The 16133-nt window shown below is 70.4% G+C and carries 17 protein-coding genes; 5 read left to right on the top strand and 12 right to left on the bottom strand.

Translation table 11 applies throughout. From position 1 onward, the window contains the following. Positions 1-5 precede the first annotated feature (5 nt). From FLX07_RS36830 to FLX07_RS00465, 4 genes are all read right to left on the bottom strand, one after another. Positions 6-260, bottom strand: a complete 255-nt coding sequence (locus FLX07_RS36830) for a hypothetical protein (RefSeq protein ID WP_208762013.1) — start codon at positions 258-260, stop codon at positions 6-8. Between the two features lie 52 nt (positions 261-312). Further along, complete coding sequence (locus FLX07_RS36825; RefSeq protein WP_208762012.1) at positions 313-567, bottom strand: hypothetical protein; 255 nt, start codon at positions 565-567, stop codon at positions 313-315. 183 nt (positions 568-750) lie between these two features. Further along, on the bottom strand, positions 751-2640 hold the full coding sequence (locus tag FLX07_RS00470) for a HAMP domain-containing sensor histidine kinase (protein ID WP_142567426.1): 1890 nt from the start codon (positions 2638-2640) through the stop codon (positions 751-753). Beyond that, a complete protein-coding gene (locus FLX07_RS00465) occupies positions 2630-3349 on the bottom strand; it encodes a response regulator transcription factor (RefSeq protein WP_229689433.1) in 720 nt (239 codons plus the stop codon). Before FLX07_RS00465 ends, FLX07_RS00470 begins: the two co-directional genes overlap by 11 nt. A 103-nt stretch (positions 3350-3452) precedes the next feature. Between FLX07_RS00465 and FLX07_RS00460 the strand changes: the two genes are divergently transcribed. Then, positions 3453-4061, top strand: a complete 609-nt coding sequence (locus tag FLX07_RS00460; RefSeq protein ID WP_142567424.1) for a hypothetical protein — start codon at positions 3453-3455, stop codon at positions 4059-4061. 104 nt (positions 4062-4165) lie between these two features. Here FLX07_RS00460 and FLX07_RS00455 read toward each other — a convergent pair whose 3' ends face one another. Next, positions 4166-4612, bottom strand: a complete 447-nt coding sequence (locus tag FLX07_RS00455; protein WP_208762011.1) for a hypothetical protein — start codon at positions 4610-4612, stop codon at positions 4166-4168. A 266-nt stretch (positions 4613-4878) separates the two neighbouring features. On the opposite strand from FLX07_RS00455, the gene FLX07_RS00450 reads away from it, so the two are divergent. Both FLX07_RS00450 and FLX07_RS00445 read left to right on the top strand, forming a co-directional pair. Further along, the gene (locus FLX07_RS00450) at positions 4879-7206 is read left to right on the top strand and encodes a PxKF domain-containing protein (RefSeq protein WP_142567423.1); all 2328 of its coding nucleotides are present in this window, start codon (positions 4879-4881) and stop codon (positions 7204-7206) included. Between the two features lie 227 nt (positions 7207-7433). Next, complete coding sequence (locus FLX07_RS00445; RefSeq protein WP_223852878.1) at positions 7434-8411, top strand: ferritin family protein; 978 nt, start codon at positions 7434-7436, stop codon at positions 8409-8411. A 54-nt stretch (positions 8412-8465) separates the two neighbouring features. On the opposite strand, the gene FLX07_RS00440 is transcribed toward FLX07_RS00445, so the two are convergent. The 5 genes from FLX07_RS00440 to FLX07_RS00420 form a co-directional block, all read right to left on the bottom strand. Next, complete coding sequence (locus tag FLX07_RS00440) at positions 8466-9176, bottom strand: HAD family hydrolase (protein WP_142567422.1); 711 nt, start codon at positions 9174-9176, stop codon at positions 8466-8468. Positions 9177-9295: 119 nt separating this feature from the next. After that, the gene (locus FLX07_RS00435; RefSeq protein ID WP_142567421.1) at positions 9296-9787 is read right to left on the bottom strand and encodes a winged helix-turn-helix transcriptional regulator; all 492 of its coding nucleotides are present in this window, start codon (positions 9785-9787) and stop codon (positions 9296-9298) included. A gap of 15 nt (positions 9788-9802) precedes the next feature. Further along, the gene (locus FLX07_RS00430) at positions 9803-10393 is read right to left on the bottom strand and encodes an NAD-dependent epimerase/dehydratase family protein (protein WP_142567420.1); all 591 of its coding nucleotides are present in this window, start codon (positions 10391-10393) and stop codon (positions 9803-9805) included. Positions 10394-10455: 62 nt separating this feature from the next. Further along, a complete protein-coding gene (locus FLX07_RS00425; protein WP_142567419.1) occupies positions 10456-11529 on the bottom strand; it encodes an alkene reductase in 1074 nt (357 codons plus the stop codon). Between the two features lie 40 nt (positions 11530-11569). Next, entirely contained in the window at positions 11570-12295 is a 726-nt protein-coding gene (locus FLX07_RS00420; protein ID WP_142567418.1) for a DsbA family oxidoreductase, read from the bottom strand. A 125-nt stretch (positions 12296-12420) separates the two neighbouring features. Here FLX07_RS00420 and FLX07_RS00415 point away from each other — a divergent pair, with 125 nt between their 5' ends. Beyond that, positions 12421-12861 carry a winged helix-turn-helix transcriptional regulator gene (locus tag FLX07_RS00415; protein WP_142567417.1) on the top strand — a complete coding sequence of 147 codons (441 nt, stop codon included), beginning with the start codon at positions 12421-12423 and terminating at the stop codon, positions 12859-12861. Positions 12862-12909: 48 nt separating this feature from the next. Here the strand turns inward: FLX07_RS00415 and pdxR are convergent, their stop codons facing one another. After that, positions 12910-14349 (bottom strand): MocR-like pyridoxine biosynthesis transcription factor PdxR, encoded by a 1440-nt coding sequence (gene pdxR / locus FLX07_RS00410; protein WP_142567416.1) that lies wholly within the window; start codon positions 14347-14349, stop codon positions 12910-12912. Positions 14350-14396: 47 nt separating this feature from the next. Here pdxR and FLX07_RS00405 point away from each other — a divergent pair, with 47 nt between their 5' ends. Then, the gene (locus tag FLX07_RS00405; protein ID WP_142567415.1) at positions 14397-15146 is read left to right on the top strand and encodes an isocitrate lyase/PEP mutase family protein; all 750 of its coding nucleotides are present in this window, start codon (positions 14397-14399) and stop codon (positions 15144-15146) included. Here FLX07_RS00405 and FLX07_RS00400 read toward each other — a convergent pair. After that, positions 15143-16087: an acyltransferase domain-containing protein gene (locus tag FLX07_RS00400; protein ID WP_142567414.1), complete on the bottom strand. Its 945-nt coding sequence runs from the start codon at positions 16085-16087 to the stop codon at positions 15143-15145. The two genes, FLX07_RS00405 and FLX07_RS00400, sit on opposite strands and share 4 nt — an antisense overlap. Positions 16088-16133: the final 46 nt, after the last annotated feature.

Here is a 16133-nt window from a genome sequence, read left to right as displayed (position 1 = left end):
GGCACTCAGTCGAACCGGATGTGCTTGATCCCTGTCCAGGCTTGGCGCAGGCGCCCTCGTAGTGCGTTGTCCGTGTTCGGGGTCAGGGTCAGTCCGGCCGAGGCGGCGATGCGGTCGGCGACCTGCGGGATCATGAGGCGATCGGTCCATACATGCTCGGCAAACTCCTCCTCGCGCAGGCGCTCCAGGCAGAGGTCGAGTTTCGCTACGGCGAAGCTCTCGCGGCGCAACGGGGCGTCCTTTCCCGCGATGAACTGCACAACATGCCGAAATCGCGCTCGCGGAGCCGTCGCAGTACCGTCTCGCGGTCGGCTAGTAGCGCGAAGTGCCGGACGTCATGGCCGCGCTCCCTGAGCCGGCCGCCGCCAGGTCCAGCACCTCGTACACGCCTTGCCGCCAGGCCGGAAGGTCTTGAAAATCTCCGCGCAAAAGCGGGGGCATCATCCGATGTAGGCCGAACCCGACATGTTCGGGGTCGCAGATGACGCTGCCGGGTAGCCTCCGCTGGATCTCGTGAGCGGCCTGCGTCTTGCCGCCGCCGAAGGGGCCATTGATCCACAGGAGCATGAACAGACCCTACGAGGACGGGAGGGCCGCGTGATAGTGACTGGGTCGCCGGCATGACCAGGCGCGGGCTCAGCGCAGGCGTCACCGTGCCGGGGCGTGCGGCTGCCCAGCGCGGCAGCTACACCCGCGGCGCGTTCGTCAAGCAGTCGTCTCCTTCATGTCCGGGCGACAGCACTCCGGCGCCTACGCCTCGCTGCTCTCCCAGGCGTGACCGTGGGCGGGGAGTCGGAGCGTGAAGGTCGAACCTTCGCCGACGACGCTCGTGGCGCTGAGCGACCCTCCGTGGGCCTCGGCGAGCTTGCGGGCGATGGGCAGGCCGAGCCCGCTGCCTCCGCTGCGCCTGCTGCGTGACTTCTCCACCCGCCAGAACCTCTCGAAGACCAGCGGGAGGTCGGCGGGCGCGATCCCGCTGCCCGTGTCGGTCACGTCGATCGCCACGTCGCCGTCCGCGCGGCGGGCCTGCAGGCGTACGGTGCCGCCGGGCGGGGTGTGCCGTACGGCGTTCGAGACGAGGTTGCCCACCGCCTGGCGCAGCCGCACGGGGTCGGCGACCAACTGGAGGCGGCCGTCGGCCTGCGTCAGCAGCGTGACGCCGGCCGTCTCCGCGCCGCCCCGGTGCGCGGTCGCGACCTGGGCCAGCAGATCGGCCACGTCGACCGGCTCGGCGTGCACTCTCAGCTCGCCCGCGTCGGCCACCGCCAGGTCCTGGAGGTCGTCGATGACGTGCTGGAGCAGCAGGGCCTCCTCCAGTAGCGACGACACGAGTTCCGGATCGGGGTCGGCGAGCCCGTCCTGGGCGGCCTCCAGCCAGCCGCGGATGTTGCTCAGCGGCGTCCGCAGCTCGTGGGCGACGTCGCCGACCATCGCCTTGCGCAGCTCTTCCAGCCGCTCGCGCCGCTCGGCCATGGCATTGAAGGCCGCGGCGAGCCTGCCGATCTCGTCCTTCCCCCTGACCTCGGCGCGGGCGGCGCGCCCTTCCTCCATGTTCCGTACGGCGTCGGTGAGCGCCCGCAGGGGGCGGCTCAACCGGGTTCCGGCCATGACGCTGGCGGTCACGGTGATCAGCAGCACGAGGGCGGCCACTCCGGCGATGCGGGTCCGGTTCTCCGGCGACAGGTCGAAGACGGTCGAGATGTCGCCGCCACCGCGGCTGCTGAGGAAGAGCAGCGCGGGCGGGGCGACGTACGGCGCGAGCTGCTCGCGGCGGCTGCCGGTGACGCATTCCGGGACGACGTTGCCGCGGGGGGCGTCGTCCGCCGCCGTCTGGGCGGGAACGGCCGCGGGCAACCGCGTCCAGGTGAAGTCGAGGTTGAGCCGCACGTGCGACTCGTGCCGCCGCTCCAGGCAGCTGTCGACGAGCTTCTGCAGCGCCGCGAGGGCCTTGGCCTCGGTGGCGGTCGGCCGGTCGAGGACGGTGCTCGGGCACCGGGTCTCGGAGTATGGGCGCGCGCCCCGGGTGTCGAGCACGGGCCGTCCGCTCGGGCTGTAGGCGATCGTGGCGACGGCGCCGAAGCCGCTGCGCAGGCAGGCGGCACGCCGTTCGGCGGCGACGCGCAGGGTGTCACGTTCCTTGCGCGGCAGCAGGAAGGGGCCCACGGCGCGCGGGTCGATGTGGTCGGTCACGGCCGCCAGAAGGTCGCCCTGCGGCAGCAGGGCATCGGATCCGGCCGTCAGGGACGAACCGGACGCGGCCGCCAGGACCGTGTCCACGTGCAGCGGGTCGATCGACGCGGTCGGCCGGGCGGGCAGCGTCGCGGGCGGCCCGGCGTCGGAGTCCACGAGCGGCACGCGCTGCTCCGTGGTGATCGTGACGCGGCGACCGGTGTCGCGGGCCAGCCCCCGCACGACGTCCCCCGCGCCGTCCCAGCCGGGATGGGTGGCCGCGTAGCCGAGCAGGGTGTCGTACGTGCGGGCGTCGTCGGTGAGCGCCTGTCCCTGTTCCTGCCTGATCGCCACGGTGGTGCTCCGCGCGGTCAGCCAGGCCGTCGCCGCGATCGAGCAGACCGACACCAGGACGGACACCGCGAGCAGCCGCAGCAGCAGGCTGCGGTGCAGCGGCACGTCACCCCGCATCGCGCGGGTCCCGCCGGTCGTCGGCGAGCTTGTAGCCCACCCCGTAGACGGTGAGGAGCCGTACGGGACGGCGCGGCGTGGGCTCGATCTTCCGGCGGAGGTTCATCACGTGGACGTCCACGGTGCGCGAGGTGATGTAGCGGTCGAACCCGTGCAGCCGGGCGAGGATCTGCTCGCGGGTGAACACCCGTCCCGGCTCGCTGACCAGCAGCTCCAGCACCGCGAACTCGCCGGGGGTGCACTCGACGGGCACGCCGTCCACGCTGACCTCGTGGCGGTCCGGGTCGACGACCAGGGCGCCGGCCCTCAGCACCGGCGCGGGCGGCCGGGCCGGCGCGGCGACGGCGCGGGCACGCCTGAGCAGCGTGCGGACGCGCGCCATCAGCTCGCGCGGGCTGTACGGCTTGGTCATGTAGTCGTCCGCGCCGAGGTCGAGGCCGAGCAGCAGGTCGTCCTCGGTGGAACGGGCGGTCAGCATCAGCACCGGGAGGTCCGACTCGGCGCGCAGGATGCGGCAGACGTCCAGTCCGTCGACCTTGGGCATCATCACGTCGAGCACCATCAGGTCGGGGGCCCGCCGGCGTACCGACTCCAGGGCCGCGCGGCCGTCGTGGACGGCGACGACCTCGTGGCCCTCCCGTTCCAGGTAGCGGCGGATGAGCTCGGCCTGCTTCGTGTCGTCCTCTGCGACCAGGACATATGCACCCACAGGTGGCGATACTAGGTCGGGCTGGTGACCACCTCGCCCGTGCTCATCCGCCGACCAAGGGTTCCTGACAACTTCCTGACATTGCTCGACCATCCTCTCCGGCATGAGCAACCGAACCGATCAGCGCGTGTCCGCACGACACGCCACCGCGCTTTCCATCGCCGCCCTCGCCTGCGGCCTCCTCACCGCCTGCGGCGCCGCCGAGGCGGCGAGCGGTCCGGGCACCCCCGCACCCGCCCAGGCCGGCCAGGTGTCAGCCACCCGACCGGTCGCGGCGCAGGCCGAGTCCAAGCCCGCCCGTGCCACGAAGTCCCGCCCGCAGCTGCGCCTGGACAGTTCCGAGGCCGAGGTGCGGAAGTTCCGCGCGGCGTACGCCGGCTGCCTGACGGAGCACGGCATGCCGAGCAAGGGGACCTGGACCAAGGCGGCGGAGAAGTCCGCGCGGGCCGCCTGCGAGCACCTGCGGCCGCTGCTGCCGCCGGAGCTCGACCCCGCCAAGAACCCGAACTACGCCAAGAGCGTCCGCATCGAGGCCAAGTGCCTGCAGGACCACGGCTTCGACGTCCACCTCGTCAAGGTGGACGGCCCCGCGAAGCTCGGCTGGCGGTACGCGAGCGTCCCCGGCCCCGACGTCGACATCTCCAAGATCCAGGACGACTGTCGCGTGAAGGCGTACGGCGGCGGCCGCGCGCTCCGGCCCGGCCCGCAGTAACACCCCGCCCGCAGTAAAAACCCGGCGCGGGGCGGCGGGCGGCACCGCTTCGGGCGATGCCCGCCGCCGCGCCACCCGCTGCCCCGCCACCCGCTGCCCCGCCGTCACGGCTGGACGTACCGCAGTCTGAGGGTGTCGACGTGCCCGGACCAGCGCAACGTCACGTGCCAGCAGCCCGCCTCCGGCAAGTCGACGCCCGACGGACCGGGACCGCCCGGCACCTCGCGCGTGACCGGCGCCCCCGTGCCGTCCAGGCGCGCCTCGATCAGGAGGGGATCCCCGTCCTGGGACACCCGCGACACCCAGAGGATCTTGTTGCCGCGATCCTTGCCCGGCGGCGACAGCAACGGATCTCCGAACACCACGGCCGCGATGTCGCCCCGGTCCCCCAGGACGTACGTCACCGGCTGGTCGGGCGGCTGGAACCCCGTACGGGCCCAGGTGGGCAGCGGCGCCGGTGACAACCGGTCGGGACACCCGCCGGACGGCTGCTCGGCACACCCCGCCAGCAGGGAACAGGCCAGGGTCACTGTCAGGGCGATGCGAAGCATGGGCGACTCCCGTCACGAGGGCCTACGTGGTCGCTACCTCTACACCGCCGACTCGCCAAAGGTTCCGGCCCGGCCGAGGTCCAAGCGGTCTACCGAATTGCGTGCGACGTCCCGTTCGCGAAGATTCATCTTCAGTCAGCCGATCTTCGGCGTCGTGCCGGATTCCGTTCACGGGGGTCGAATTCAATCTGCTGAGGCCCCGCGACTCCGCGAGGGCGACTGCGCGGTGTCGAGGCCGGTAGTCGACGACGTGATGGAGGAAGACAGTGCAGCTGGCGTTCCCACCCGGGCCGACAGGGTCGAAACGCGGGGTCGCCCACAGGGCACTCAGCGCGATCCTCGCCGCGCTGACCGTGATCCTCGTTCTCCCGGGGCTCGCCGCTCCGGCCTCGGCGGCGACGGCCGCCACGACGATCACCGACCCGGTGTTCTACGGCCTGGAGTCGGGCACCATCGCGTCCGCCACAGGCCTCGACGGCGGTGACTCGACGCGCCTTCGCCTCAAGACCGCCGCTGCCGTCGACAGCTCGTGGCAGACGCTGGCGTTCACCGAGGCCGCCGGCAACCCCGACATCGACGTGACGGTCTTCGCCTACGACGCCGACGGCACCTATCTGTCGCCGTCCACCGGCTGGCAGAGCCTGGTGAGCCCGTACACCTACACGATCCCCGCCGGCACGGCGAAGATCCGCTACGTCCTGAAGTACCACGCGGGCGGGGCGGTCACCCCGGCCGACCACGCCGCCTGGCTCACCATCGGCGTCGCCGGCACCGGCACCACGGCTCCGCCTTCCACGAGCGACCCCGGGTTCAACGACTTCGAGCAGGGGACGATCGCCTCGGCGACCGGAGTGAAGCGGGACGGCGCGAGCGACGTCGCGACTCGGATCCGCCTGAAGGCGCCGGTCGCCGTCGATCGGTCCTGGCAGGCGCTGAAGTTCGACGGCGGCCCCAAGGGCTCCGACGTCTCGGTCACGGTCTTCGCCTACGACGCCAACGGCACCTTCCTGTCGCCGTCGACCGGCTGGAAGAGCCTGGCCTCGCCGTACGTCTACGTGATCCCCGCCGCCACCGCGAAGATCTCGTACGTCCTCAGCCACGACGCCAACTCGGTGCAGCCGATCAACGTGAGCGAGCGAAGCCCCTGGGTCACGCTCAGCACCGTCAAGCTGGACCCGCGGGACAACTACAAGGTGAACGCCTCGACCGTCACGCCGCAGTTCACCATCCCCGGGATGCACGACGAGCAGGGCGGCAACTTCGTCGACGGCAAGCTGTGGATCGGCGCCGCCAGCGACGACAGCCACACCGTCGCGAACGGCCACGTGTACGTCTACGACATCGACTACGCCACGAAGACGGCCACCCTCGCCCACACGTTCACGCACGACTTCGGCCACCTCAACTCGTTCTCCTACGACGAGGCGAGCGGCGATCTGATCTTCGGCAACGGATCCAGCAGCTACACCCAGGCGCCGGAGTTCTACGTCGTCAAGGAGTCGAACATCGACCTCGACGGCACGAACACGCTCGATGGCGTGCACGCCACCGCCTTCGACGTCCCCGACGACTTCGGCGCCAAGTGCAACGTGATCTGGACCGATCAGCCCGGCGTCGCGGTGATGCTGACCGACGACGGCACCACGGTACGCAAGATCAAGCTGGCCACCGGCACCGAGCACGGGCAGTACGGCGTCTACGCGCCGGCCGCCGGCGCTGGGTACAACGGCACCTGGGACCTCCTGGCGACCTATCACATCAACAGCGCGTACGACGTCGTCCAGAGCGCGGCATGGGTGCGTGGTCACCTCGTGATCGGCCTGGGCCATGGCCCCATGTCGATCGCGGTCATCGACCTGCAGGACGACGGCCACATGGACTACGAGGTCTACCGCAACTCCGCGCAGTCCCAGTACTTCGAAGCGGTCTTCCACGACCCGGACAACCACTACTTCGGGGGCGTGAACGCCAACACCGGAGTGGGCTACTTCTGGGACGACACCAACTTCTCGTTCACGGCGACGCCTCCGGCGCCGGTCGTGACCGGAGTCTCGGTCACTCCCTCGGCCGTCACCGTCTCCAGGGGTGGGACGCAGTCCTTCACCGCCACGGTGACCGGCGACGGCCACCCGGCGCAGAGCGTCACGTGGAGCGTGCGCGGCAACGCGAGCACCGGCACGACCATCGACGGCGAGGGGCTGCTGACGGTCGCGTCCGACGAGACGGCACGGGCTCTGACGGTGGCCGCGACCTCGACCGTCGACGCCTCCCGGTCCGCCACCGCCACCGTCGCCGTCCCACGGCCCGGCAGGTTCGGCGGGTTCAGGCCCCCGGTCAAATCGGACGGCGTCAACGCCGTTCAAGCCGGCCGGACCATCCCGATCAAGTGGACGATCGACGGCGAGGAGGACGGCGAGTCGGCGGTCGTGTCGGCCACCTTCGACGAACCGGGTGCCGAGTACCACTGGATCGGCAAACTCGGTTCCTACCACCTCAACGTCGACACGCCGCGGTCGTGGGCAGGGAGTCGGCGCACCTTCACGGTGACGTTGGCCGACGGCAGCCTCCACCGGGCCGAGTTCGCGTTCAAGTGATCCTGACAGGCACGGATTGAGCGTTCGCCGCTCACCGAGGCCGGCGGTGCTCGTCACCGCCGGCCTCGACGTATGGATGCCTGTCTGTGCCGATTTTTCCTATCACGGCATAGCTCAGGGTGTTTTTGGAGATTTCGCTTACACGGTGGGTACCAGGCCCAGGGAAAGCCGCGCGCCCTTGCCGGCGTGCTCGGGCACGGGGCCGCACGCACATCCGGGGGGGTCGTATGGGAACCCGAATCGCCTGCTGGAGAGCGTGTCTTACGACTGCCGGCGCGGTCACCCTTCTCGCCGTAGGGGCCGGGAACGCGACGGCGGCGTCCGCTTCCCACGAGGACAATGTCGCTCCGTCGACGCGTACCAACGTCACGAACGCGATGCTGGGTGAGGCGTTGGCGCACGTGACGTACCGCGCTTACGCCGATCAGGCGGACAGGGAGAACCTGCCCGATCTGGCGGCGCTGTACCGGCGCACCGCGCACACGGAACTGCGCGAACACTTCACCGAGCAGGCGAGGCTGATCGGCCTGGTCGGCGACAACGCGGCGAACCTCCGTGCCAGCACCCGCGGCGAGTCCTACGAGGCGACGATGATGTACAGGCAGTTCGCCGAGCAGGCCACGGCGGACGGCGAGAAGGAGGCCGCCAGGCTCTTTACCGAAGTCGCCCAGGACGAGGCCGATCACTGTGCGAAGTTCCTCCAGGCGGAGAAGGCCATCACCGGGAGCTCGCCCCCGGCGAACGTCCCGACCGACGTGCAGGCCGAGCCGGTCGAGATACAGGCCGGCCCGTCCACGGTCTCCTCGTTCCGCACCCTTGAGAACCTGCGGGTGGCGATGAAGGACGAGGCCTTCGCCTACGCCAAGTACACGCTGTACGGCGACAGGGCAGGGGAGACCGGGCAACCCGGACTCGCCACGTTGTTCCACCGGACGGCCGCCGTCGAGCACGCCGAGCACTTCGCCGAGTACGCGAATCTGGCCGGCGCGGTGCGCGACACCGGGACGAATCTGTGCGCGACGATCAAAGGGGAGACGCGCGAGGGCACGCAGGTGTATCCCGCTTACGCCCGCCAAGCCTCGGCGGACGGCGACACGGAGGCGGCCAAAATGCTCAAGGACACCGCGAACGACGAACTGAAGCACGCGAAGGCCTTCTCCGGTGAGCTGTCCGCTCTCGGCAAGCGGTGTCCCACGTCGAGCTGACCACTCGAGCTGACCACGAACTCGACTGCCGAGCTGATGCCGAACAGGCCGGCGCTACCCGGCGCTCCATGAGGATCGTCCCAGCGTCAGCAACCGGGAAAGCTGGCCGAGATCGCCGATCCGCACCAGCTCGGAACGCCCGCCGACGCCGTCCCGGTCAAGCCAGACCGCGGCGAGCCCGGCGGCCATCGCGCCGCCCGCGTCGATGTCGGGCTCGTTGCCGACGTACAGCACCTCGCCCGGGGGCAGCTTCAGCGCGTCGCACGCCGCGTGAAAGGCGGCGGCCTGGGGTTTGGACACGCCGAGTTCGGCTGCGCACAGGACGGTTTCGAAATGGTCCCGCACGCCGAGGATGCGCAACTTGCGTTCCTGGTAGTCCAGCCTGGAGTTCGACAGCACGGCTTGCCGGAAGTCGGTGGCGAGCTCGTGCAAGGTCGCGAGGCTGTCAGGGAAGAGCGCCCAGCAGGCTTCGAAGTGAACCACGTAGCGATCGAACCAGGCGTCCGCTTCGGAGTCGTCCATGTCCACGCCGAGAAAGCCCTGGACACGCGCGCGGCGCTGTCCCTGGAAGTCGGTCTCCCGCGCGATGAATCTCGCCCAGTGCAGCTCTGTCTGGGCCTTCCAGTGACGAAGGGCGTCGTCGACGGAGGGGAACAGCTCGGCGAGCCCTTCGGCGGCCAGATGGTCGCGGAGGCCGGCGCGGTCGGCGCCGGCGTAGTCGAACAGAGTGTCGTCGATGTCCCAGAGCACGGCACGGATCGGCATGCGGAGACGCTAACGCGTCCGGCGGATGCCGGACATGGGCCATTTCCGCAGGGGATTTCCGGGCCACTTCGCCGCCGTTCCGCCTGGAGTGTCGAACAGCGCCTGATGCACGGTCAGCCTCACTGCGGGTCGGCCCAGTCGCCGTGGGCCACGATGGCGAGATCCTCGGGGCCGACGTCCCTGCCGGAGGCGGTGCGCGCGCCGATCACGACCGGCTCGCCGGTGCCCCGTTCGACGAGGCGCAGCGGGCCGCCGTCCTCGCCCTGTAAGTGCTTGTTGCCCCACTGCATGAGCGCGAAGACGGCAGGGAACAGGTCCTGGCCCTTCTCCGTCAGGAGATATTCGTACCGGGTGCGCCTGCCCGGCTCCCGATAGGGCTGCTTGGTGAACACCCCGATGTCGGTCAGGTCCTTGAGCCGTGCCGCGACGATCGCGTCACCGATCTTCGTCCGCCGTACGAAGTCGTCGAACCGGGTCGTGCCGTAGAAGGCCTCGCGCAGGATCAGCATCGACGAGCGCGTGCCGATGGTCTCCATCGACCTGCCGATCGAGCAGTTGTCCAGCCGCCACGTGGTCCGATCGGCCAGAACACCCTCGAATGAGAGCGGCATGATGTCCCCTGATCTCTATGCGGGCTGGTCGGTGATGACGACGACGCCTGACGGCGCGTCGAGCAGTTCCACCGTACGGTCGGCGGCGTGGTCGATCTGGACGCGTGGCTCGGCGGGGATCCGCTGTTCGTAGTAGGTGCCGGGCCCGTAGAACTGCCCGTAGCTGAGCACGACCCCGCCCTCGGCGAGTACGGAGCGTTCGAGCTCGGCGACGGCGTCGGCGCCGGGGCCGGCCTGCAGCTGCCAGGCGACGGTCTGGGCGAGGATCTTCGGTGATCCGCTCTTCCGGGCCGCTTCGATCAGGTTCTGGTTGCCCTCGGTCCGGATGCGGGCGTTCAGCTCCACGTGGTCACCGATCTTCTCCGCCTCGTCCGGCAGATCGGTCAGCTCGTTCAGGATGACGTCCGGGGCGAAGTCGCGGACCACCTTGACCAGGGCGTCCTGGTCGAAGACGTCGCACAGGATCGGCTCGGCGCCGAGCCGGGCCAGCAGCTCCGTCTTACCGGCCGAGCGGGTCATGCCGCCGACCACGTGCCCTTCCTTGACCAGGCGGGGAATCAGCCGCTGCCCGATCACGCCGGACGCGCCGGCCAGAAAGATCCTCATGCGCCTCACCTAGCTACACAATCTAGTAGTCAGCTTAGACGGCCGGCTTTCCTGGAGGCAAGTCAGGGGCCGGGAAGGGGCGGGTAGTCGGTGTACCCCTTGTGGTCGCCGCCGTAGGCCCGGCTGAAGTCGGGGGTGTTGAAGGGCCCGCCGGCCCGCAACCGGCGAGGCAGATCCGGGTTGGCCATGAAGAGCGAGGCGTAGGAGATCAGGTCGGCGGCGCCGCTGTCGATGAGCTTCAGCGACTCAGGCCCGGTGAATGCGCCGGGGGTGTACGGGTTGAGAATCAGCGTGCCGGTCCACCGTTCCCGCAGCCGGTGGGTGAGCTCCGTGTCGGGTCCTTCGGCGATGTGCAGGTAGGCCAGGCCGAGCGGGTTGAGCGCGTCGAGCAGCGCGAGGTAGGTGTCGTGGTGGCCGTCTTCGACGATGTCGTTGTAGACATGGGACGGCCAGATCCGCAGTCCGACGCGGTCGGCGCCGACGGCGTCCGCGACGGCCCTGGCCACCTCGACGCTGAACCGGCCGCGTCCCCGGGCGCTACCGCCCCACTCGTCGTCACGCTGGTTGGCGTTGGTCGACAGGAACTGGTGCAGCAGAAAGCCGCTGCCCGCGTGAAGTTCCACCCCGTCGAAGCCGGCCTCGATCGCGTTGCGCGCCGCCGACGCGAAGTCCTCGATGGTCTCCCTGATGCCGACCCGGTCCAGCGCCCGCGGGGTGACGAACTCCTGCGGGCCGTCCATGGTGAACACCGTTCCGGCGGCCTTCACCGGCGACGGCCCGACCGGTGTCAGCGTTCCCCCGTGCAGGCTGGGGTGGCCGACCCGCCCAGCGTGCATCAGCTGAGCGAAGATCAGGCCGTTCCGTTCGTGCACCCCGGCGGTCACCCTCCGCCAGGCCTCGACCTGTTCGGCGCTGTGCAGCCCCGGCGTGTTCGGGAAGCCCTGGCCGATGGGTGAAGGCTGGGTGCTCTCGGTGATGATCAGACCAGCGTCGGCGCGCTGGGCGTAGTAGGTCGCCATCAGCCGGGTCGGGCTCGCTCCCGGCCCGTACGCGCGGTTCCGCGTCATCGGGGCCATTACCACCCGGTTGCGGGCGGTGTACCGGCCGATGGTGATCGGTTCGAACGCTGTGGACATGAGACTCTCTCTTTGATCAGATTCGGCGAGACGGGACGGATCATTCGCCGCTGGGGGCGGGGGCCATGCAGCCGTCCGGGGTGCACACCCCGTCGCCGCCGGTTATCGGAGGCAGAGGGGAGACGGCGGCCGGATGGCCCTCCTCCCAGACGGAACCAATGGCCGAGAGCAGTTCGTCAGGGCCGATCGCGCCGGACATGGCGTACTTTCCGTCCAGGACGATGAACGGCGTGCCGCGGGCGCCGAGGCGCTGGGCCGCGTGCTGGTCGTCGGCCACCCGCGCCCGGTATCTGCCGTCGTGCAGCGCGGCAGCCGCGCCGTCGCGGTCCAGTCCCACCTCCGAGGCGAAGTCGAGCACCTGCTCAACGGTCCACAGGTCGCGGCCCTGACCGAAGTGGGCGCGGAACATCGCCGACCAGATCTCGCCCGAACGGCCCTGGCCGGCGGCGTACGCGAGAAGCTCGTGGGCGAAGTCGGTCGGCCCGAGCCGGCGTTCGAGCGCGTTGTACGGCGTGAGTCCCTCGGCCTCGGCGGCCACCTCGATCCGGCGCAGGACCTGCTCGCCGGTCGCCTCGGGCATCCCGGCCATGCGGAACAGCTCCCGCTGGGTGACTCCCTCACGAGGGAGGTCGGGATGCAGCTGGAACGAGCGATGGACCACGTGGACGTCCGAGGCGTGCTCGAAGCGGTCCAGTGCCTGGCGCAGCCTGTGGTCCATCAGCCCGCAGTACGGGCACACGATGTCCGACCAGAATTCGATCTTCACGGGAATCACCCTCGCTTCCTGGTTACATACCTTCTGTTCGTAGCCACATCGTGCATTAGAATCAGAACCCGTACAAAAGGCACATTCATGTGTGTGGAAGCGGTTACGCCAGAGGGGTGGCGCGCATGGCGGCGGAGAAGACCCGGAAGGTCAGGGCCGGAGTGCGGGCCGACGTGCGCACCGCGCCGGGACCCTGCGCCCATTGGGACGACCAGGACGCGGACTTCATCCGCGAGGTCCTCGACCTCGTCGGCGACAAGTGGAGCGTGCTCGTCATCGGCACCCTCGCCGACGGCGCGACACGCTACTCCGACCTGGCCGCCGCGATCCCCGGCATCTCGCAGCGCATGCTGACGCTGACGTTGAAGCAACTGCGACGCAACGGGATCGTCAGCCGAACCGCCTACCCCGAGGTCCCGCCCCGGGTCGAGTACGAGCTGACCGGCCTCGGCACGTCGTTGCTTTCGACCGTGCTGGCGCTGGCCGCGTGGTCGGCCGACAACCAGGCCGAAATCCGACGCCACCAAAAGGCCTTCGACACCGATACGCAGCCCGCGGGGAGCTGACCACGGCGGGATCATCGGCCCGGCAGCGGGCCTGCCGGCCGTGGTCGGCTACGGCAGCACCCGGCACAGTGCGTCCAGCGCACCCGCCCATGCGCTGTCCGAGGGGGCCGCGTAGTTGACCACCAGCGCGTCCCGCTCGGGCAACCGCCGGCCCGAGCCCGCCACCTCGTGGCGGAACGGCGCCATCCCGCTGACCGCCAGGCCCTGCCGGGCCGCCGCCTGGACGACCGAGCGCTCGGTTCCATGCGGGAGTTCCAGGACCACCTGCAACCCGGCGGCCAAGCCGGTCACGCGGACGCCGGGGGCGCGCTGCGCCAGGGCCGCGACCAGTTGGTCGCGGCGACGCCGGTAGCGCAGCCGCATCGAGCGCACATGGCGGTCGTACGCGCCCGACGTGATGAACTCCGCGAGCGTCAGCTGTTCCAACGCGCTGGACATGTAGTCGATGTGCCCCTTGGCCGCCACGATCTCCGGGACCAGTTCCTCGGGCAGCACCATCCAGGCGAGCCGCAGTCCCGGCGCCAGTGACTTGCTCGCCGTGCCGAAGTACACCACCCGTTCTGGATCGAGGCCCTGCAGAGCACCCACCGGCTGACGGTCGTATCTGAACTCTCCGTCGTAGTCGTCCTCCAGGATCAGCCCGCCGGTGGTACGCGCCCAGTCGACGGCCGCCGTGCGCCGGGCCGGGCTCAGCGCGACCCCTGTCGGGTACTGATGCGCCGGTGTCAGCAGTGCTGCGCCGGCCCCGTTCAACCGCGCCAGATCGTCGGTGCGGGCGCCGTGTTCGTCGACGTAGAGGGGCGGGATGCGCAGGCCGGCGTCGCTCAGCAGGTCGCGATAGATGTCGAGTCCGTACGACTCGACGGCCATGGCCCGAACCCGCCGGGCCCGGAGCACCTGCGCCATCAGCGTCAGACCGTGGTGGAAACCGGAGCAGACGACGATCCGCTCCGGCTCGGCGTACACCCCGCGGGCCCGCGCCAGATAGTCCGCGAGGGCGGCGCGCAGTTCCGCCCGGCCACGTGCGTCGCCGTAGCCGAAGGCGTCGTGTGGCGCCGCGGTCAGAGCGCGGCGGGCTGCGGCGAGCCACTGTGTGCGAGGAAACTTCGCGAGGTCCGGCGCGCCCGGCAGCAGGCCGTAGGTGGGACGGGGCTGGGCCCGCCGCGTCCGGGGAGCGGAGGGTGCCGCCCTGCGCGGCTCGGACCGTTCGGCCACCCGGGTCCCGGAGCCCTGCTGGGCGGTGAGCCAGCCCTCGGCGACCAGTTCGGCATAGGAGTCGGCCACTGTGTTACGGGCGATGCCGAGATCGGCGGCAAGCGAACGGGACGACGGCAGCCGAGTGCCGGGCGCCAGGCGTCCCGTGCGGACGGCCTCACGCAGAGCGTCTGTGAGCCCGGCCCGCAGCCCAGGCCCGGACAGTTCCAGATGCAGGTCGGCGCCGAACGTGGAAGGTGCGGCAGCCGCCGAATTGGCCCGGCAATCTGTCATAGCAATGGACCATACCCCAGGGCCATTTGGTGTCTAGTGTTGCGGGCATGCATGTGGCTACTTTCCGCGCCCTGCACCACGGGCGCGCCCCCGGCGACCCGCTCATCCTGCCCGGACCCTGGGACGTGGCCAGTGCCCGCGTCTTCGCCAACGCCGGCTTTCCCGCGCTCGCCATACCAAGCGCCGGGATCGCCGCCTCGCTCGGTTACGCGGACGGCTCGACCCCGCCGGAGGAGATGTTCGCCGCGATAGCGCGCATAGCCCGGGGGGTCCCCGTCCCCGTATCCGCCGACGTCGAGGACGGCTACGGACTCGCCCCCGGAGAACTTGTCGGGCGCCTCCTGGAGGCCGGCGCCGTCGGCTGCAACCTGGAGGACTCCGAGAACGCCACGCTCAAAGACCCACGCCGGCACGCGGACTGGCTGGCCGAAGTCCGCGCCCACGCAGGTGACGCGCTTTTCATCAACGCGCGCGTCGACACTTTCCTGTTCGGTTCCGGCGACCCGGCCGACGCCCTGGCACGGGCCCGCCTGTATCTGGCCGCCGGCGCCGACTGCATCTACCCCCTTCTGGCGCCGCCCGAGGTGCTGCCCGTACTGCGGGAGGGCATCGAGGGCCCCATCAACATGGCAGCCCAGCCGGGGATCAGTTCCATCATCGACCTGGCCCGGCTGGGCGCGACACGCATCACCTTCGGCCCCGGCATGCAGCAGCACGCGACCCGCGCCACCGGCGAACTCGCGACACGGCTACGCGCGCCTGTCCGGGAGACGGAACCCGGGGTGGTGTGCCTCTAGATGGGGAAGCGGCCGCGGCGCCAGTACCAGTGGCGGCCGGCCTTCAGGTGGTCGACGACCGCGCGCTGGAGCACGGTGCGGCGCGGCAGCCGGTCGAGCGGCGTGGTCAGGGTACGGAACACGAACCGTCGCACCTCGACGTCGGCGTCCAGGCCTTCCGGCTCCTCGTAGGGCTCCAGCTCGAACCTTCGCTGGAACCTGACGATGTTGGAGTCCTCGGGCAGGTAATCCCGCAACTGCGGGTCGAGCAGCCACGAGCCACAGGAGAACGCCGTGTAGCGCTCGTCGGGAAAGTGGCGCGGGAAGAACGTGCGGGCCTCGTCTAGCGACGCCGTGACCGCCTCCGGGGTCATCGGTCCCGACTCGGGGATGTGTATGCCGATGGCGGTGTCGCCGCGGTGATACTGCAGCCGGCCCAGCTCGTAGAGCCCGCCGCGCGCGTGCAGCGTCAGCCAGCTCTGCATGACCGGCCAGCCCTCGCCGTGCATCCGCCGGTCGACGGCGAGGTTGCGGCCCAGGTCGGCGAGGGTCGTCCACGACACGGCGCCGGCGATGCCGTGGTCGCGGTGGTAACCCGTGACGACGTCGATCAGGGCCAGGTACGCGTACACGTAGAGATGCCGCCAGGCCGGGCCCCGCTCGCGCGGCAGCTCGGGACCGGGCGACAGCCAGTCGTAGCCTCCGAGGTCGGCGCGGACCAGGGCGATCGAGCGGTCGAGCAGCCAGCGCAGCTCAGGAGTCCACAGTGGAGAGCCGGGATCGGGCCAGCCCGCCATGATCTCGGCGGCGTCGTCCGGCTCCACCCCGAGCCGGTCGAGGATCGAGGGCGCGTCGGCCTTGGCGGGCAGCGGAGCCGACGGCCGGTCGGCGGCGAGCCGGTGCACCCGGTCGACGTCCTCGACGGGCACCCCGAGCCGGGCGGCGATGTCGTCAAGATCCACCTGGACGACACTACCGGCCGGTGGGCGTCTTCCACAGTCCCGTACC

It is taken from the genome of Microbispora bryophytorum, assembly GCF_006874465.1.
Classification (GTDB): Bacteria; Actinomycetota; Actinomycetes; order Streptosporangiales; family Streptosporangiaceae; genus Microbispora; species Microbispora bryophytorum.
This window is presented reverse-complemented; position numbering and strand designations above follow the sequence as displayed.